This window comes from Streptomyces sp. NPDC024632 (assembly GCF_055559175.1).
Genome location: NZ_JBVHLD010000023.1, coordinates 1 through 18336, shown reverse-complemented (window position 1 = coordinate 18336; position 18336 = coordinate 1). Strand labels below are relative to the sequence as shown.

Genomic DNA, 18336 nt, shown 5'->3' with positions numbered 1-18336 from the left:
CCCCCCCATGGCCGGTCAGGGGCCAGGGTTGGTGGGGATCGCGTTTCCATTGGCCAGAATTGCGATCTGCTCGTCGTTGGCGGCGCCTTGGAAGACCCACACGTCGTCGATCGCGCCCGACCAGTTCTCGCCGAAGACGCCGCCGTTCAGGGAGCGCCCGATCTGCAGGCCCTTGGTCGCGTCGAAGGGATGCGCGTCGGAGTTCCAGGACACCTTCGTCGTACACGTCGGGTCGTTCTGCGTGCCGTCGCCGTCGTCATCCGCGCACACCGACTGACGCAGTCCGCCGTCGACGTACAGGCGCATCTGCGCAGCGAAGGCGTCGTAGACCACGGTGATGTTGCTCCAGCCGTCGTCCTGGAAATTGGTGTGCTCTGCGAGAGAGTGTTTCGCGGCGCTGTCGTCTGTGGTGGCCATGTCCAACTGCCATCGCCCGGCGTTCGGGTCGTCCGGGTCAGGGACGTAGCGCACGGCGAAGGCGGAGTTCTTCACACCCGCCTGGCTCAGCACGGTCCGTGGCGATGTCGGCCGCGGTCCTTTGACCCAGGCACTGACGGTGAAGCTGGTGTTGGTGTGGATCGGTGACGCCGTGGTGGAGGCATAGCCGTTGCTCGTACCGTCAAGCAGCAGACTGCCCGGCCCCACGTAGCCGCTGGTGTCGATACTCGCCCCGGTACCCAGATTCAGCGGGTGCCGGTCCGCTGCTGTGGGCAGATCGTCGGGAGAGACAGCGGGGCTGCCCGAGACGGCGTCCAGCTTCCACCGGCCTGCCACGATCGGCCTGGACCGGTACAGGTCGGACACCTCGGGACCGGACAGCGCCCGGTCGAAGAGCTGGACGTCATCGATCTGTCCGGGGAAGAAGTCCCCCGCGACATGGTCGAAGGAACTCGCACCGATCTGTACGCCGCCAGTGCTGTAGAAGGGGGTCGCGAAGCTGGTGGTGGTCACATGGACGCCGTTCACGTACAACTGCATCTCATCGGCGATACCGTCGTAGGTGCCGACCAACTGCGTCCACACACCGGCCGGGGATGTCGTTGTGTCGCCTTGTGCGGCCCGGACCAGTGTGGCGCTGGGAGCGTCCGTGGTGAACTGGCCGAACGTCCAGCCGAGTGCGTTGGAGTAGTAGATCTCGAAACTCGGACGTGAGGCCCCTGCCTGGGTCACGACGACCGCGCCGTGGTCGGGCTTGACCGAGAGCTTCGCCCACGCCACCACGGACATACTGTCGACTGCGTTGACGTGCGGGAACGTAGTGGCCGCGTAGTCGTCGACTCCGTCGAGCGTCAGTGCGTTGCCGTAGACACCTGGTTGACCGGGCGTCGCCCCGCCCTTGTACGTGGCGGCCTGCACGTCTGCGTGTCCGCTGATCACCGTGGTGGCAGCGCCGTCGTCCTGCGTCGCTCCCTCGTCGAGGGAGAAGACGGCTCGGGCTGGGCGTCCGGTGTCCAGCGGCTGCTTGTTGGCCAGCCTGGTGACGTCGTTCTGTACCAGGGGCTTGTCGTAGATCCGTACGTCATCGATGGACCCGGGGAAGAAGGAGGTCGGGTTTCCACCGTGGGAGCCCGCGCCGATCTGCAGTCCTCGGCGGGCGTCCCATGGGGTGGCGTACGCCTTCGTAACCGCCGCGACTCCGTTGACGTAGAGGGTCATCAGGTCGGCCGCCGAGTCGTAGACGCCCGCCAGGTGAACCCACTCACCCGGATGGACGCCGCCGCCGGCGGCCTGCGCCGCTTCTACTGGTGTCGCTGAAGTCGTGTCGGCCGTGTACTGGTTGAACGCCCAGCGGTCGGTCGTCTTGTTGTAGTACAGCTCGAACCCTGGACTCTTGTTGCCCGGCTGCGCGGCCACCACCGCCGAGGAGCCCGGCATCGTGGACAGATTCACCCACGCGGCGACCGAGAACCCGTACGACGTGTGCACCGTGGGGATGTCGGAGGACAGGTAGTCGTCGATCCCGTCGAACGTGACCGCATTGCCCACGGCGCCCGGAACACCCAGCGTGGGGTTGCCCGCGATGTCGAGCGTCCGCTCTCCGCCACTGCCTTCGGCGGCGGTCGCACCGGCCGGGTCGTCCAACTTCCACGCGGCCCTGGCCGGCTGGCCGGCCTTCACCTTGAACATGTACGACGTCGGCGCGCGCTTGTTGCCCAACGAGTCGAGTGTGGAGGCATAGACGATGTTGACACCGGATTTCGTGGGGCGGAACTTGATCGTCTTGGCCGCGCCCGCGGTGGTGGTGATCACGTTGGCCGATGACGGCTCTTCGTTCACCCCGTACCAGTACTTCGTGGTGCTGCTGTCGGTGGGAGAGGAGATGGTGAAGGTGCCATACCGGCCGACACCGTCATAGCTCGGGTCCAGCGGATCGTTGACGTTGATCGGCGGGTAGTCGCCGGAGGTGATCGTCGGGCTTGCCGGTGCGCTGGTGTCGTAGACGAAGTAGCAAGCGGTCGCGGCCCCGTCGTACGACCAGGGGGAGTAGCTGTACCGATTTTCCTCGTCGTAGTCCGCCACACGTACCGTCCACCCGATCTTGAGGTTCTCCGGGATGGTCGAGGGGAGGGCGATCGAGAAACTGGAGCCCGAGGCCTTGGCCGTCGTCCACGCTGACGTCCAGTGCGTCGTCCGGTTCGTACCTCTGCTCGCATCCCACAGAAGCGCGAACTGAACGGCGACGTGGTCTCCGTCGGGGTCGGTGACGTTCACCGCCGAGACCGTGGGCACAAACCGCGTGGAGCTCCCGAGCGGATTGCACGTCCCGCCCGGATTCATCGACAACTGCGACATCTTGATCTGCGTCGGCGGCTTGTTGTACTTCACCCGCAGGAACGCGTCGTCGGAGAACCGCTTCCACGCGTACTTGTCCCCCTCTTCCGTCGCCTTGAGACCGAACGTGGCCGTGGAAGAGCCGTGAGAGACCGCGTACTTCACACCGTCCGTGGCCTCGAACTCCACGTCACCGGCCGGGCATCCCGAACCGCCGCCCTTGGCGACATCGGCCGTGCCGAGTGCGTCTGCCCAGAATCCGCTGGCGAGCTGCGTGTTCCACGTCGTCGACGAGCTGATCGGCTTGGTCCGCCACAGCTCGACCACGCGTTTGTCGCAGCTCGCCGAGTGCGTCTCATGCCCGACGAAAGTGGCCTTGACGATCGTCTTGCCGATGAACTTCGACGTGGAGAACTGGTAGAACAGCCGCTTCAGGTCGTACGGGGCGCAGTAGTCCCAGCCGCAGTAGCCGACACCCGCGTCGGAGTCCCCGTTGAACCGCCACTGCGGTGAGGACGCCCAGTACCGCGAGACCATCGTCCACGACGACGCCTTCGGCGTGTACGTCTGCGGGTCGATGAACACCGGGAACTGCGTTCCCGCGTCGCTCAGCATGTCCTGATCAGGCGTGAGGTGCAGTTCACTGCCGTCGGCCGACACCTCGACATCGATCGGCGCGACTGTCGAAGCGTCACCGGGACCGTGCTCATCGGCCGCTCCCGCCGTCTCATCGGCAGAAGCCGCCCGGCCTCCTGCGGTCTTGGTGGCCGTCTGCGTGCCCGTCGGGCTCGCCGAGTCCCACATCAGCGGCTGGGGGGCCTCGAATGCGACACCTCCGCCCGCCTCGTCGGTCGCCTCCAGGTCACCGTCGGCCGACTCGGCCAGACTCAGCCCCTGCGTCTGAACTCCCAGTTTCAGTTGGGCGAGCGCCGGGTTCTTCGCCGCTTCGGCCGGCATCCGCAGATCGACGTCAGGGAAGACGTTCTTGTACGTGGCCGTGTCCCCGTCGAGTACCGGCGCGGGAAGCGGTGCGGGCCACGTGTAGGTCAGCTTCTTGCCCGCGTTGTCCAGCGACACCAACGGGCTACTGCCGCCGCCGGAGAAGGTGATCCCCACAGTCGTCGCGTTCGGGACCACTGTTCCCTGCGCCGTCGCGGTCAGAGTGTTGTCAACCGGCTGCCACCCGCCGCGAATCCGGGCACGCACCGGCCGGACATGCTCCACCACCTCGAACTGGCCATCGGCCGTGGCGTACGTCTCGCTCGACTCCGACCGCAGCGACGTGATCTCCACATCTGCCCCGGTGGACGCGGCCTGTGCCTTCGCGGCGTCCTCGGTGAGGGCCGAAGCGGCCTTTCCCTGCGGGGACTTCTCCGCTGTCTGCGAAGGAGGAGCGGCGAACGCCTGCCCGCCCGCACCCAACGGCGCGAGGCCGCCCGTCACCATTACCGCCGCCACGGCAGCAATCAACGACCTGCGCGCATGTGTGCTCACCACAGAGCTCTCCCCACCCCAGCCCCAAAGTCCCCACCCGGAGCCACAGAATTCCCACAAGTTCGCAGATCTTACATGTGATGTACATGCTCAGGTCAAGACCACCCCAAGACACCCCCCCCACGCCGGTGAAAGCCGGGGGCGCTCGCGCGTCCCGGAGCGGAACTCCAGCCGGAGACGGTGCAGATCGCTCCGATCGCATGATCTGCTTTACTCCGCGCATGAACGACGCAGACCCCTCACCCCCGGCCGACGGCCCCGGCGTCACGCCCGCTCCGGACGGGCACCGGCCGTACGGCGCCGGGCCGCACCTCCCCGACCAGCAGGCCGGACTGCCGGTCAGACCCGGCGACAGTTCCGGAGACCAGGGATCCGACGCCCGCCAGCCGGCCGGGGCACCGCGGTTCGCCGGATGGGCCTGGCGTGTGCTGGCGGCCGTCATCGACGGCCTGATCACGTATCTGCCCGACCGCGCGGCGGCCTATGCGATCGGCGGCTACGCCGGGGCAGTGACGGGCGCGAGTCTTGCCCTGGTCATCTGGCTCGGCCTCAGTTACATGGTGGGAGCAACGGGCCAGACACCGGGAAAGAAAGCAGCCGGCATCCGCGTGCAGCGCGCATCCGACGGCCGCACCATTGGATTCGGTCTCGCCGTCGGCCGCTGGTTCCTCCATATTCTCGACAGCATCGCCTGCGGTATCGGCTGGCTGTGGCCGCTCTGGGACGACAAGAACCAGACCTTCGCCGACAAAGCCGCCCGCACCGTCGTCGTCAAGCTGTGACCGGTCAGTGGCATTCGGGCTGAGCAACTGGCGCCCGCTCATCAAGGAGTCCTTATCATCAGCCCGTTCCGCAGACCCCGGGCAACGGCCGTCACCACCGCGGTGACGGTCCTGACTGCCGTCCTCGCCGGATGCACAGCCGACACGGACACGCCCGCCAGTCCGGGCCGCATTTCCGCGACGCCCCTGACCTGCGCCCAGGTCAAGGCCGACCTGGACCGCCTGGACAAGCAACTCGTCGGCGTCACGCCTACCCCGGCACAACTACGGGCCGGGGTAGAGCTGATGTACGACCACCCGCTGTGCTTCAACCCCGAACTCGTCAAAGGTGCCAAAGCCGTCCTGAACGACCTCGATCACGGCATCATGCCGACCACACCCTCCTACGGCCCCTGACGGTGCACCCGGCACCGCAGCCCACGACCCTCAGCGGAAACTCGTGGACGTGGGGCGTCAACGCCGGGCCCGCTTCTGGAAAGGGACCGCCTTTTATATCCCGTGGCTTCAGGATCTACGGATGGGTCGCTGCCGCAGGGCTCCCGGGATACTTCCTCTACACCGTGATCGACGCCGTCAGGGATAGTCAGGATTCCGGGCGGACCACGGGAGCCTGCATCTGCGCGTTCTTCAGCGGCGCCATCCTCACCACCCTCATTAGCGACAGGACAAAGGTCCGCATCCGGCAGCGAACAAAGGACTGACGGTCGTTCTGACTGATGTCGGTATGTGTCTGGCCCGGCTGCGGCTGTAGTTATCCGGGGCGGTCTGTGGGGTGCTGTGGGTGTGTGCAGAGCCCGTGCGGGTGGTCAGTTGATGATGGTGTTGAAGAAGATCACGGCGCCGGCGAAGGTGGCTCCGCCGGTCAGGATGGCGGCGGGGGTGCCTTGGGTGAGGGCGGTGAGGATGCTGGCGCCGAGGGCGGTGAGGGCGCCGAGCAGCAGGATGATGGCCGCGCGCTTGGTGAGGAGGGGGCCGTTTTGTTGGGACACCGTCAGCTCCTGTGGGTCGGGGACGGGGTCCGCCTCGGTGGGGTGTGTCGCTGAAGGTGTAGGCAGGGAATCACCCCCACCTCATGTGTGATGTGAATCACACCCTGTCGTACGGAAAATGCGGCGCCGTCCGCGTGGGGCAACACGGAATGCGCGCCTATGACTTGATACGTGAGGCAGATCCCGCAGGGCTTCGGGCCCGCCGTGCAGCAAGGGAGCCACCGTGGCGGATGACACCAAGGACGGCAGCGCTTCCGCCGGCCCTGTGCCGTTGCGCCTCGGTGAGCCCGTCGCGGAATTATCGGGTCCGGCACTGCGGGGCCTGGAGGCGGTACTCGCGGCGTCCGGTACGGACGACGACGCCGCACGTGGCCTGCGCAGGCAGGCCGATGCGGTGACCGTGGAGCGGCTGCGGGCCGACGGTTTCACCGGCCCGCGCTACGAGCAACTGGTGGGCCGGCTCACGGAGTACGGCTTCGCCGTGATGATGAAGTGGAACGCCAGCGGGATGATCTTCAAGAAGTCCCGGCAGATCGGCCGTCCGGTACCGCGGAGAAGATCACCCTGGACTGGGAGTGGGAGGAGCGCCGCGATGTCGCGGTCGACACCCTCCTGGAAGGCGAAGTGCTCTTCCGGGAGCACGGCTTGGTCAAAGGCCAGTGGAGTCCTGACGGCGGTGCGAGCTTGGCGACGTATTTCGGGGGCGCCGGCATCCGTGTCTTCCGTCCGGTCTACCTGCGCTGGCACACCACCCGTACGTCGATGCACGCCGCCCTGGATGAAGCCGCCCGGGGGCAGGACCCGGACAGCCTGCTGGACGCGATCCCCGATCAGCGGGCCGAAAGTCCCTTCGAAGCCGCCGACTTCTGGGACCAGTTCGACCGGCTCGGCATCACCGATAACAAGACCCGGGGCGGCCTGTACTGGTACGCCCAGGGCTACACCCAGCACGAGGCAGCTATCAAGGTCGGGCTGACACCCAGAGCACTGGAGGACGAATCCGCCGACTGCGCCAGCAGATCGGCAACAGCCCGGGGGAAGAGGGGAAGCGATGACCGTCCGCAACGAGCAGTCCGACAGCCCGGCCGTGGCCGACGACTACGACGACTTCGAAGCACTGCTGGACGCCTCCAGCCTGGGCGCCCCGCACGTCGTGGCAGCGGGTGATGGTGTTCCCGGGCAGGTCCGCGAGCACCTGCGGACGGCAGCCGCCGCCCGCAGTGCCCGCGAGGAGCAGGAGGCGGGCACGGCGGATTCGGAGGCGTGGTGCCGGCCCGGCGAGCGGACGCAGGTCGTGGACATCGGCGGCGGCACCACGGACATCGCCACCGCGGGCATCAAACGCTTCTCGTCCTTTGGGATCGACCTCGGCACGAGCTACTCCACCATCGTCTACCCCGGCCGCCGGACTGCTGGACCTCCCCGGCTTTGCGCGGGTACCGCTGGTGTACCCCGGGCTCTGGACGCTGATTGATCCGTGGGCCGCGGCACCGGGCGCGTCCCTGCGGCCCGAACGGCTCTTGGTGGCCCTGGACTTGCTGGAGCGTGTGACGGGGGAGGCCGGGCTGCGGCAGGATCCTGACACCGATGCCTTCGCAGTGGGGAACGTCATGGCGTCCACCGGAAGGAACGGAATCTGCTGGTACTGCCCGGACCCGTCCGTGGTCCGAGGTCCGTGGCTTCCCCCACTGCGCGGTGTCTTCGCGGACCTGTTGCCAGTGAGCAGGACGTGGAAGTCCGCGTTGCGCGGGGACCGCGTTCTCTCTGTTCCGTTCTGGCATCCGGGCTGGGGGCGTGCGTTGCCGGCCCGCGGGCACGCAGGAAACAGCCTGCTGATCGTCGAGACGCCGGGAGGGACGGCGCGCATGCGACCGGGCGTACCGGCGACACAGGCCTGGCGGTTCAGACGGTTGGGGGAGCCGGAGCGGTATCGCGCAGATGCCGCATGCAGCGGAAGCCGTCCTGCGCTCCTGCCTGCGGCGGCCCCGCGCAACCAGCAGTACGTGGTGGGAGGACCTCTTCCTCCTCGCAGGCGCGGAACCTGTGAGCTGGGACCGGGCCGGTTGGGAGGACCGGGTCCTGGACATGGTGACAGGTGCCGGTGCGGAACAACTGTGGCAGCCATGGTGGCGGCCTGCGGTGCTGCGGTATGCCCTGCTGGGGTCGGATGCGCTGACGGCGGCGGGTGCCATCGGGCATGACGCGGAGCAGGCGGTCCGGGCCGCCTGGACGCGATGGGCGGCAGTCGTGCGCGGCGGGGGCCCAGGAGTGTGGCGGCCGAGAGGAACGAGCACCGTCCGGGACCGTGCTGCGGCACTGTGGGCGGCACTGGCGAGCCGGAACGCGAGAGGATGGCTAACAGGACAGGCAGTGGGCAGCCTGATGCCCCGGCAACGGGAAGCGCCCGGGTTCTTGCCCGCGGCACCGCCTGCCGCGGACGGTCTGCTCACAGGACGCAGGGGGGGCGTCCGGCAGCCGTGTCCTTTCGGTGCTTGCCCACGAACCGGCCTCGCCTCCCACGTTGGACTGGCCCCGTCCGACGGTGGGGAGCCTGAGGGAGGCAGGGGAGCGGCGGAGCACACAGCGGAACGTGATGGCCCGCCTCATCGATGGCGGGGGGCGGGTTGAAGGCGTTCCTACCCGCCTTGCGTACCAGGCGGCCGAGCCGTACGCCGTGTGCCTAGTCTTCCGCACACCGCAAGGCGACGTCGTGTGGAACCTGGCCCGCGATGTGCTGGCCCAGGCCCTGGACCGGCGTGCCGGAGACGGCGACGCGATCGCCTGGAGCCAGAACGACTGGGTCCCCGACGCAGACCGCTGCACCTTCCTCAAACTGCGCCCCGGCCCCGGCACCGCACTGGTGGCCATGCCCCGAGAGCAACTGCGCGGGTACCTCGCACAGACACAGCGCATCGTCGAGCCGGGTACAGAGCACGGGCATTTCAACGCCGCACGACCCGACATGGACGAGCAACTCCGGGCCATGACCGGCCCCGTGGACAAACCGTGAGCCGGTGGCACCCCGTCGTGGGCTTCGTGGTTGTTCGGTCGGGTCTCAGCGGCCGTTGAAGGCATCCTTGAGGCGGGACAGCAGTGTTGGCTGGGCGAAGCCAGTCGGGTGCTCTTCGCCGCGGAGAACAGCGAGCCGCCGGACGAGTTCCTTTTCTTCGGCGGTGAGTTCGTCGGGGATGAGAACTTCGATGTGGATGATGAGGTCGCCGCGGCCTCCGCCGCGGAGGTGGGGGATGCCGTGGTGGGGGAGTGGGACGGTCTGGCCGGACTGGGTGCCGGGCCGGATGTCGATCTCCTCAACGAGACCGTCAAGAAGATCGATTTGGCATTCCGTGCCGAGGGAGGCGGCCGTCATGGGGATGGAGAGGGTGCAGTGCAGGTCGTCGCCACGCCGCTGGAAGACCGGGTGCGGCTTCTGGCGGATCTCGACGTACAGGTCACCGGCGGGGCCGCCAGCGGGGCCGACTTCTCCTTCACCGGCGAGTTTGATGCGTGTGCCGCTGTCGACGCCGGCGGGGATCTTGAGGGTGAGCTTCCGCCGGATGTGTACGCGCCCGGTGCCCTCGCACTCGGGGCACGGGGTGGGCACAAAGGCGCCGAAGCCCTGGCACTGCTGACAGGGGTAGGACGTCATCACCTCGCCGATGAAGGATCGGGCGACCTTGGAGATCTCGCCGCGGCCGTGGCACATGCTGCAGGTCTGAACGAAAGTGTCGGGCGCGGCTCCGTCTCCGGCGCAGGTGCCGCAGGTGACCGCGGTGTCGACGCCGATGTCCCGGGTGATACCGAAGGCCGTCTCGTTAAGTTCCAGTTCCAGGGGGATTGTGCCGTCCGGGCCGCGTTGGGTGCGCGAGCGCGGATACGTAGTGTCCGACACGGTGTCGGCAGCGGGGGGTCTATCGTCCTGGCTGCCAGTGGCTTCGGATGCGGGGACCTCGGACTCAGCGGGGACTGCTGCTTTGAGGACTTCGGCTTCTTCTTGGGCTTGCTTACGAATGCGGACGGCGTCCTCGGAGGCGCGTTGCCGTTGCCGTCGGGCTTCTTCTCTGGCGGCCGCGAGTTCAGCGGCTACCCTGTCGCGCAGCTGTGAGAGTTCCGCCGATGCCTGGTCGCGTTCGGCCTGCGCCTCATTGCGCAGTCGCTCTCCATAGGCGCTGGCGACTTCCTTGATGGCCTCAGCCTGTTTGCGGGCGTCACGCAGCACCGCGTCCGGTCCTGGTTCAAGGCCGACTGCTTCGGGGGAACCGGGAAGCGCGTCGATCGGCGGTGCCACGTTGGTAGGCCGGGAACGTGCGGCGGAGCGAAGAGCGTCAAGCCGGCGCCATCTGTTGCGCCAGGAGGCAATGTCGTCGGAGCGGGGACCTGGGGGAGAGCAGGGCTCGCCGTCTTCAGTGAACGCCAGCAGGGTCTGGATGAGGGTCAGCAGCGTTTCCCACCGCGGCAGCCTGTTTCCTCCCAGGATCTCACCGACAGTGGCCGGCGGCAGCGGCCGCAGACCTAAATGGTCAGCACGTCGCTGGATGTCCCGATAGGAGCGCTGTCCGCGATGCCGGCGTAACTCCGCCAGATCTTCGGCAAGTGATGAGAGTTCCTGGGCGAACTCCGCCTGCCGGTCCTGCGGCGAGACAGTCGGCACCTCGTCACCAGGCATCCTGTCCCCTCCACAAATGCGCCTGGTGACAGACTAGAAGAGACCGAACGGAACAGCAGCGGACTTGACGGAACAATGCCGGACAGTCCACGGACGAAGCAGTCACGGGTACGGAACACCCGTCCCGTACGGGATCGTTCACGACTGATCGCCTTTCACCGAGTCCGTTCCCTACGCTCGGTGAGCGGCGCCCGGTGCGCTTGTACTTGCAGCATGACTTTTCCCTGGCTGCCCTCGCCCCGCCGTCTCGGCGCCCTGCAGCGCGTTCTCGTCGTCGCGTTGCTGACCCCGGCCGTCCTGCTGGCACTGCTGGTGACGCTTCCCGCGCTGTCGGTCCTGCCGTTCCTGTCGGAGGGCACGGACCGGTACATCAAACTCCTGAGCGCCCACACCGCTTACCTGCGCACCCTCCTGATCGACAGCAGGCCCTCTCCCTGACCCGCGGCCACATGCCCCGGCCGCATGCCCTTCGGCTGGCCGGACCCGTCTTCTGCACGGAATCACCGTGCCGGGCCGGCACAGGGCGGGCCGCAGCCGGGTCCACACGTCACGGTGTGCGGGCCCGCCCCGTTGTTCAGGCTGCACGGTCCGGCCCGAACTGGACGCGGTCCGTCCGTTTTTGATTGCCCGTCGGGCGGCTGTGGTGTCGGTCACATGGGGGTGTGCGCCGGTGCGCGAACCACGAGTGGACGCCTGTGCGTGGAATGCCCGGTTCAGGTAAGTCGCTCCTGGTGGTTGACGCAGGGTGGACCGGACCTGTCGGTGGGTAACGGTCGCGGGGAGTTGCGAAACTGACTGGTCGGTAGCTTTGTGTCATTTTCTGCCCCATGGGTCGGCTGCACGTTCGGGCTCTTCCGGACGCTATGTATGCAAGACCGTGCTGATGCGGTCCCGGAGCGATACGGGGAGCCGCTTCACCGCCGACCCGAGAGGACCGTCTGGTCCCGTGACGAACCATCAGATCGAAGTCGTGCTCACGGCCGCGGCCGTGGCCCGCGCCTACGGGCCCGATGTGCGCCGTGCCGTGCGCCGTGTTCTGGCGGCGGGCGTGCGCATGGGCGCCTCCGAGCTGGTCCGCAGCCGCAGCGGCCGGGAGGACTCCAGGTGACCGACAACCGTGTGCGCGGGGCGGTGCCGCGGCAGGCCCACACTTGCGAGGAGCGGCAGCCGCTGGGTTTCGGCGCTTTTCATGGCCTGTACCGCGGCGCCTATGTGCGGGGGCCGAGCTCTACCTCGGCTCCCGGGCCGATGCCGAGGACGCGGTCCACGATGCGCTGCTGGAGCTGCTCAACAAGTGGCCCATGGTCATCGCGCAGCCCGAACCGGCCGCGTATGCGTGGTGGCTGGTGGAAAACCGGGTGCGGGACGCGGCCCGCGCGCGCAGCCGCCGGCAGAAGATGACCGACGCCGTCTTCGCCACCCAGGCCCTGTACGACACCAACACCGTCGACCCGATCGCGGAGCTGGAGACGAGCATGGCCCTGTGGGAGGCCGTCGACGCCCTACCCGAGCGCCAGCACGACGTGTTCCTCATGCGCTTCAGCCTCGGCTACTCCACCCGCGACACCGCCGGGGTCCTGGGCATAACCGAGCCCACCGTCCGTGCCATCCGCCGTCGGCTCGCTGAAGCGCTCGACCTCAACCTCACCCCGGAAGAAGGCACACGCCGATGACCGTACCCACCACCGTCGACCAACTCCTGGCCAAGGCCCGGCTCGCCTCCCCGCACTACACGGCCGAGGAACTCGTTCTCGCCCGTGCCCGCCTGTACGCGGGCGCGGCCGACAAGCTGGTGACCGGCGCCCTCAGCTTCGACGACGCCACCGCCGCCGACCTGTGGTGCGAGCCGGTGCGGCCCAGCGACCTGTGGGAGCCGGTGCCCGACGACACTGGGACCCGCGACCGGATCGACGCCGCCGACGACCGGCGCCACATATGCAAGCTCGTCATCAGCCAGAACCACGCCCTGCACGCGATGTCGACGTTCATGGGCGGCACCGCGGACCCCGACGGCGACGCCAACCGGATCCTGGAACCCGACGGGGCCCGGGTGCTGGCCTGCGTTCTGCACCTGGCCGGCCGCGAGGACAGCGCCCGCTTCTGGTGGCAGTTCGCCGCCGGTGCCGACGACGGCCTTGGCAAGTTCTGCCTGTTCCTCCACCACTTGGCCCTCGGCGAGATCCAGGAAGCCAACTGGTGGCACGACCAGGTGCCCCCCTCCGGCCGGGAACTGTGGGCCCGTGCCGTCCAGGAAGGCCGCGACCAGAAGACCACGGCCGCCGCGACACGCCTGCACGCCGTCGCCCGCCACAAAGCTGTCCCCGACGCCGCCAACGCCGTCGTGGTTTACGTCAAGACCGCCGTGCGCTTCGTTGACGACGACATCGAACTCCCGCTGCCCGCCGACGGCTTCGCCGCCCGGATAGAGGAGATGACTGCCGGCGTCTGACCGGCACCGCCCGCGACCCCGGCACCGCCCCGGCAATCCTTTCCCCACCACACCGCCTCGCGCCGCCGACGGCAGTATGCGGCACGTCCCAACCCCATCTCACTCACGTACCGGTCACCCCGGACAGCGAAAGGCCCCGGATGTTCTTCACGTTCCGCTCGTACCCGAACTCCTTCCTCGAGGACTACCTGCTGGACCGGCTCAACCTCGACTTCGACTTCGACGAACTCAGCGTCCGGCACGTCGTGGACGTCGCCGTAGTGGCGGCCGCCAACGCGGAAGGCTTCCTCGCCACCGAGCACCTGCTCTCGCTCCTGGCCGCCCTTCCTGACCCCGCGCAGGACCCCGAGTTCTGGCGGTCCCTGGAGACCGCCTCCAGCGACGCCTACCTCAACCCCACCAACATGAAGGACATGGTGCTGCTCGCGATCGACGGCGAACCCGGCGGCCTGGCCGGACAGATCATGTCCGCCCTCCAGGCCATGACCGCCACCCACCGGGAGGCGGCCGCCGACCTGATCGGCGAACACCTCAAGCCGGACATCGGGCGGACCTTCAACAGCCACCGCACCGGCAGCCTGTGGCTGGAGGACGCGGAACGCACCGCCTGGCGCGTCCTGCTGGCCACCTCCACCCAGCCCGAATCCGCAGAGCAGGCCCGCCACGCCTTCCGCACCGCATGGCAGAACGCCTGACCCCGCACCGGGGCGGTCTCGAACCGCGCCGGGCAGTGATCAGGCCAGGGGGACGTCGATCATTCCGTCCGGGCATGTCTCGGTGAGGTGCTGAAGGGCGGTGTGCTCTACGGGATCCACACTGAGGTTCCAGCGGCAGCACACGCTGGAGCGGATCCTGGTCGCCGCGTTCGGCATCATCTCCGAGACCGGCCACGGTGGACGGGCCCGCGGCTGGCGGAGCTCAACGCCGCCCCGCAGGCCCGCCTGACCTTCCTCCTGGCCGAAGCCCCGCGTCAGCAGGCGGTGCTGGCCGGCGACGACCTGGTCACCGCCAAGCACATCGGGATGTCGGTCCCGGGGGCAGTCCACGCCGACGCCGACTCCGACGCCCTGACCCTGCTGCGCGCCCTGCGCAGCGATGTCCTGCGCCCAGGCTGACCAGGCCGGGCCGGTCGTTCACCGGCGTCACCGCCGCTTCGACGCGGCTCCTGCCGATGCCCCTTCCAGGACCAGCCACGCCTTCTACCGAACCGCCGAGGCACCAGGGGCTACTCTGGAATCCGCGGTTGGAGTAAAGCTACTCTTTTTTGGGTCCTCGAATAATCAGAAAAAGCATCACAAGGGCACAAGTGAGAGCGACGATCCCTGCTGCTATGATTACAGCATTTCCGTTTACCCCCTGAGCGATGCCAGCGATTCCCAGTGCTGCGCAAATAATTATGAATATTACCAGCGTTCGTGTTGCGTCTTTGCTCATTTTTCCCGTTTTCTATTATTGGCGAGAAGCCAGTGCGGACTCCCCGAACGGTTGGCCAGATCACCTGCTGGGGCGTAGACGCACGTGCCGGTGTTGGTCGACGCGGTGACCACGGATCCGAACGGCACGGGATCACGGCCATAGGCGGGGCCGGGTGCTGGCGCAACCACCGCGCCGGCACCCGGGGAAAGTCACTCTTTTCGCTGGAATACCCAGAAGGCGATTCCCGTCAAAACCATGCCTCCAAGCAGAGGTGGCCAGGCCGCTGCTGCCAGGGCAAAGCACCCTGTCAAACCCAACATGACAGATGCTGAAAGGGACTTCACGCCGTACGATTGACGGTCGCGCCATCGAAAGAGCGCTCCACCGATGAAAACTATTCCAGCAACCACCAACAGCACTTCGAATAATACGTGCATTATTTTTTTCACCTTACCAAATAGTGAATTCGTCGCCCTCGTGGTCCACACTGGTGACCATGAGCGACGCACAGAACGAGGGAGCCCGGTCAGGCACCCGCCACCGGCTCAGCAGCAGAGTTTCGCTGACACCTTCGCCAACCCGGCACTCGTCGGCACGGAGAAGAAGAGCGACGACCCGCCCGTGGTCACCCGGGTCGACCGCCCTGGAGAGACCCGGCAAGGCTGAGCGAGCGGCCCTGCTCTTCGATGCTCCCGGTGCCGAGCACCGGGAGCATCTGCATGTCCGCAGCACGCGGCGAAGTGCTTCCGCCGCCGCACAGGCGGCCTGTGTCAGGAGCGTTCGGCGGCGTACTGGCTGCCGATGGTCCACCAGTTGCTGAGGTCGGTGCCCGGCGGGAGCGGTTGACCGAACAGGCCGACCGCGTGGGCGACCGCGTCCTGGGTGACGTAGTGGTCGGCGTCGCAGCAATGGAGTTGGCGGTGAATCCGGTCGTCGCCCAGCCCAGCATCTGGAAGAAAGCGCCATTGGTGCCCACTATCATCTGCGTGTAGGCGTGGGCGTCGGTCATGGCGTAGGACGACAGGTGGACCCACTCGTACAGGTTGTGGGGGAGCCGCTGCGATCCGTAGCGTCCGGACTCCGCAGGCACAGCCGGGGCCCGTTCGTTTCACGGGACCCGGCCCCGGACCAGGCTGCGCCAAGTGGTGAGGTGAGTCCCGGCAAGCGCTCGCCGCAGGACCGGTCGACCGCCGTGGTGCTCCACGAGCAGCCCGCCCTTCCCGATCCGGCCGACACGGACGACGACGGCCAAGAGCAGCAGTTGGTGCTCAGCCCGGAGCGGCTGGCCTGGCTCGAGGAACTGCGGCGCCGGATCGGCGCGCTCGCCCGCGAGACACCGAAGGCCAAGCCGCGCAAGCGCCTCGACGGGACCGCGACCCCGCAGCGCCATCCCGGCTACCGGCACCCCCATCGCTGAGAGCCGTGCCGTCAGGAGTGTTCGTCGGCGCCGTACTGCTCGGTCGTGGGTGACCGTTGTTCACGGGTCAACTGACTGTGTGGTTCCGCTCCCGCCGCTGCCAGCCCCCAGTAGAATCATTCACGCCGCGGACCGCGCAGCATGAGATAGGTCAGCGTTCCGGCGGCTGCGAGCGTAACGATTCCCACGCAGATGAATGCCACTCCGCCTGCGCCCTCCTCGTTACTTCCCTGGATGATAAGAAATACGGCAGCAATGAACGTGATGATGATGAAGATTACCATTCGCCGCGCCATATTCGGACCCGATTTTCTCATTGCGCACCAATCTTAATATAGTTGACCTGATAAGGGGTGTGAACGTGTGGCATTGAGCTGGTCGCGTGACCGCCGGTGCTGCGGCGGGGAACACGGCGAAGACCTCTTCGGGCCGCCTGGCCGCACGGGTGGGCGGCCCGAAGATCACCCTCACGCGGTCGCGCCCTATGCCGCCGTGCGCTCGGGAACGGCGGCAAGGAGCCAGCTCCCCGGGACGCCGTCCGGTGCAGTGAAGAAGCCGTGCGCCGCCGCTTGGAGGTCGCCGACAGGTCTGTGATCAGGTAAAACGATGGTTGGGTCGATTGGTGCCACTCTGTTGGCCCGGGTATGGTCCGAATCTTAGCGTCCGCTTGGAAGCGGTTCTCCGACGACGCCTTCCTGCGCGTGGAGTACAACCGGCCGTCGGCACAGATCAGCATGTCGCAGCTGACGTCGAATCCCGGAGGCACGTGCGGCAAGCCGGGCGCGGGTAAGTACGTTCGCTCGCTGCCCACCCTCACGGCGTACAACGTCACCGATCTCGACGGCGGGGGCATCGACGGCGACAAGGTCGCCGTGCAGTTCGCGGTGAACTGGGACACCGGTGACGGTAGGGAGATGATTCCCCGATGGGCGTCGCCGCTGTCGACCTACAAAACCCCCGGCACAGAAGCCGCCGATTGCTGATCCGCCGCAACCGCAGCACCGGCTAACTCGCCTACCACCGTTGCTACTCGCCCGCACCGGTGCCGCTGAACACCCTGGTGCGCGTCGCCGGATCACGATGGCGAGTGGAGGAGTACTTCCAGGCCAGCAAGGGCCTGGCCGGCCTGGACGAGCACCAGGTCCGCCGCTACTCGTCCTGGTCCCGATGGGCCACCCTCGCCATGCTGCGCACGCCTTCCTCGCCGTCGTCCGCGCGGACGACGGCGACCGCCACCCCGCACCCGACACCCGCACCCCGCTCACCTGCAACGAACAACCCGTCTACGGCACGGACCACCGGCTCGGCTGGTCCGACTGGCGACGTCACTACCGGGCCCGCTCCCAGACCAGCCGCTACCGACGACAAGCAACTCAGGCTTGAAGATCACGAACTACGACTGGAGTATTAACCCCGATGTTGCGAGACCAGCCTCGTACCCGAGTTGCAATGTCGCGCTACTTCTTATTTTTGAACCTGAAGATGAAGAATATTACGCCTGCTACGACGGCGCACACGCAGGTAATTGCGGTATCCGTTCCGGTGCTACTGGGTAGGCTCGTCCCTCCGGCGGCGAAGCTTATTGTCGTCATTGTGACTCCTGCCGCTTGTATTGGATGCCATGCTTACTCGTGTCGGGCCTATCGGAGGCCATTTTGCTTTTGCCTTCGGTATCGGACGAATCCGATGCCTAGGAGTGGGGCGATCAATACAGGGAGTGTGCCGCCCCAGGCCGAAGCCGCGCTTTTTCCGCTGGCGGTCATTATGAATCCAACGATCACGTAGAAGCCCAAGAAAGCCGCAGCGAGGTACAGCCAGCCGAGAGCGGAGTTTTTCTCGATTTTATCGGAAATGAATATCACCTCTCGAAGGGGGCTGGGGGGGGGCTCCTGGAGAGAGCGCTCCCCCAGCGATCTAATTCACGACAGAGCTACCTGCACTGAATATGATGCGGCCACACCGAACGCATAGCAGCCTACGGTGGAAAGTCCGGCGGATTCAGGGGCTGTTGCTGCCTCACATACGGCACCGGCCACCACTCCGGCGCTGATGCTGGCGAACCCAGACGCCGCTCCTGAAATGTCTCCGCTCAGCAGGCTAGTGCCTGCCTGCAGCCAGTCATAAGCGTCGAGCCCTTTTGCGAGGCCACTAGTCACCGACGACAGTCCGATTTGCCCTGTGGGGTCGGTGTTGTTGATGGGGTCGTCGCCTGCGTAGGCGTAGCGGTTTCCCTGGGCGGGGTCGGCGAGGAAGGAGTGTGTGTCCTGGGTGGTGAAGCGGCCGGTGGTGGGGTTGTACCAGCGTTGGCCGTATTTGATCCAGCCGGTGGTGCGGTCGTAGGTGCCGCCGACGTA

At 67.1% G+C, this 18336-nt stretch carries 18 protein-coding genes and 2 pseudogenes; 14 read left to right on the top strand and 6 right to left on the bottom strand.

Going from position 1 to position 18336, the window contains the following annotated elements; translation table 11 throughout:
* Positions 1-15 precede the first annotated feature (15 nt).
* Complete coding sequence (locus tag ACZ37P_RS34350; RefSeq protein ID WP_467350323.1) at positions 16-4266, bottom strand: LamG-like jellyroll fold domain-containing protein; 4251 nt, start codon at positions 4264-4266, stop codon at positions 16-18.
* Positions 4267-4487: 221 nt separating this feature from the next.
* Here ACZ37P_RS34350 and ACZ37P_RS34345 point away from each other — a divergent pair, with 221 nt between their 5' ends.
* Together ACZ37P_RS34345 and ACZ37P_RS34340 are read left to right on the top strand one after the other, a co-directional pair.
* Positions 4488-5048, top strand: coding sequence for an RDD family protein (locus tag ACZ37P_RS34345; RefSeq protein ID WP_467350322.1), 561 nt, complete (start codon positions 4488-4490; stop codon positions 5046-5048).
* 102 nt (positions 5049-5150) lie between these two features.
* On the top strand, positions 5151-5444 hold the full coding sequence (locus tag ACZ37P_RS34340; RefSeq protein WP_467350321.1) for a hypothetical protein: 294 nt from the start codon (positions 5151-5153) through the stop codon (positions 5442-5444).
* Positions 5445-5854: 410 nt separating this feature from the next.
* On the opposite strand, the gene ACZ37P_RS34335 is transcribed toward ACZ37P_RS34340, so the two are convergent.
* Positions 5855-6037 (bottom strand): hypothetical protein, encoded by a 183-nt coding sequence (locus ACZ37P_RS34335; RefSeq protein WP_467350319.1) that lies wholly within the window; start codon positions 6035-6037, stop codon positions 5855-5857.
* Between the two features lie 438 nt (positions 6038-6475).
* Positions 6476-6988: a hypothetical protein gene (locus tag ACZ37P_RS34330; protein WP_467350317.1), complete on the bottom strand. Its 513-nt coding sequence runs from the start codon at positions 6986-6988 to the stop codon at positions 6476-6478.
* Between the two features lie 100 nt (positions 6989-7088).
* Between ACZ37P_RS34330 and ACZ37P_RS34325 the strand changes: the two genes are divergently transcribed.
* Both ACZ37P_RS34325 and ACZ37P_RS34320 read left to right on the top strand, forming a co-directional pair.
* Positions 7089-7511, top strand: a complete 423-nt coding sequence (locus ACZ37P_RS34325; RefSeq protein ID WP_467350316.1) for a hypothetical protein — start codon at positions 7089-7091, stop codon at positions 7509-7511.
* A gap of 1119 nt (positions 7512-8630) precedes the next feature.
* Positions 8631-9047, top strand: coding sequence for an SsgA family sporulation/cell division regulator (locus tag ACZ37P_RS34320; RefSeq protein WP_467350314.1), 417 nt, complete (start codon positions 8631-8633; stop codon positions 9045-9047).
* Positions 9048-9092: 45 nt separating this feature from the next.
* On the opposite strand, the pseudogene ACZ37P_RS34315 reads toward ACZ37P_RS34320, so the two are convergent.
* Positions 9093-9908: pseudogene (locus tag ACZ37P_RS34315) on the bottom strand (DnaJ C-terminal domain-containing protein); the annotation flags it as partial.
* A 1005-nt stretch (positions 9909-10913) separates the two neighbouring features.
* Here ACZ37P_RS34315 and ACZ37P_RS34310 point away from each other — a divergent pair.
* The 8 genes from ACZ37P_RS34310 to ACZ37P_RS34275 all read left to right on the top strand — a co-directional run bounded on the left by ACZ37P_RS34310 (position 10914) and on the right by ACZ37P_RS34275 (position 15982).
* Positions 10914-11138: a dTMP kinase gene (locus ACZ37P_RS34310; protein ID WP_467350312.1), complete on the top strand. Its 225-nt coding sequence runs from the start codon at positions 10914-10916 to the stop codon at positions 11136-11138.
* Between the two features lie 508 nt (positions 11139-11646).
* Entirely contained in the window at positions 11647-11808 is a 162-nt protein-coding gene (locus ACZ37P_RS34305; RefSeq protein ID WP_467350457.1) for a hypothetical protein, read from the top strand.
* On the top strand, positions 11732-12373 hold the full coding sequence (locus ACZ37P_RS34300) for a sigma-70 family RNA polymerase sigma factor (RefSeq protein ID WP_467350449.1): 642 nt from the start codon (positions 11732-11734) through the stop codon (positions 12371-12373). The genes ACZ37P_RS34305 and ACZ37P_RS34300 overlap by 77 nt, the downstream gene beginning before the upstream one ends.
* The gene (locus ACZ37P_RS34295) at positions 12370-13149 is read left to right on the top strand and encodes a hypothetical protein (RefSeq protein ID WP_467350311.1); all 780 of its coding nucleotides are present in this window, start codon (positions 12370-12372) and stop codon (positions 13147-13149) included. Before ACZ37P_RS34300 ends, ACZ37P_RS34295 begins: the two co-directional genes overlap by 4 nt.
* Before the next feature lie 140 nt (positions 13150-13289).
* Positions 13290-13844: a hypothetical protein gene (locus ACZ37P_RS34290; RefSeq protein ID WP_467350310.1), complete on the top strand. Its 555-nt coding sequence runs from the start codon at positions 13290-13292 to the stop codon at positions 13842-13844.
* Positions 13845-14129: 285 nt separating this feature from the next.
* A complete protein-coding gene (locus tag ACZ37P_RS34285; RefSeq protein ID WP_467350308.1) occupies positions 14130-14264 on the top strand; it encodes a hypothetical protein in 135 nt (44 codons plus the stop codon).
* Positions 14265-15284: 1020 nt separating this feature from the next.
* Entirely contained in the window at positions 15285-15557 is a 273-nt protein-coding gene (locus tag ACZ37P_RS34280; protein WP_467350307.1) for a hypothetical protein, read from the top strand.
* A 158-nt stretch (positions 15558-15715) separates the two neighbouring features.
* Positions 15716-15982 (top strand): hypothetical protein, encoded by a 267-nt coding sequence (locus ACZ37P_RS34275; RefSeq protein ID WP_391050043.1) that lies wholly within the window; start codon positions 15716-15718, stop codon positions 15980-15982.
* A 116-nt stretch (positions 15983-16098) separates the two neighbouring features.
* Here the strand turns inward: ACZ37P_RS34275 and ACZ37P_RS34270 are convergent, their stop codons facing one another.
* Positions 16099-16266 (bottom strand): hypothetical protein, encoded by a 168-nt coding sequence (locus tag ACZ37P_RS34270; RefSeq protein ID WP_391049368.1) that lies wholly within the window; start codon positions 16264-16266, stop codon positions 16099-16101.
* Positions 16267-16683: 417 nt separating this feature from the next.
* On the opposite strand from ACZ37P_RS34270, the gene ACZ37P_RS34265 reads away from it, so the two are divergent.
* Together ACZ37P_RS34265 and ACZ37P_RS34260 are read left to right on the top strand one after the other, a co-directional pair.
* Complete coding sequence (locus ACZ37P_RS34265; protein WP_467350306.1) at positions 16684-16965, top strand: hypothetical protein; 282 nt, start codon at positions 16684-16686, stop codon at positions 16963-16965.
* Positions 16917-17365 (top strand): annotated as a pseudogene (locus tag ACZ37P_RS34260) (IS701 family transposase); the annotation flags it as partial. The gene ACZ37P_RS34265 and the pseudogene ACZ37P_RS34260, both read left to right, overlap by 49 nt.
* 536 nt (positions 17366-17901) lie before the next feature.
* Here ACZ37P_RS34260 and ACZ37P_RS34255 read toward each other — a convergent pair.
* A partial coding sequence (locus ACZ37P_RS34255; protein ID WP_467350304.1) for an RHS repeat-associated core domain-containing protein occupies positions 17902-18336 on the bottom strand: 435 nt, incomplete at its 5' end.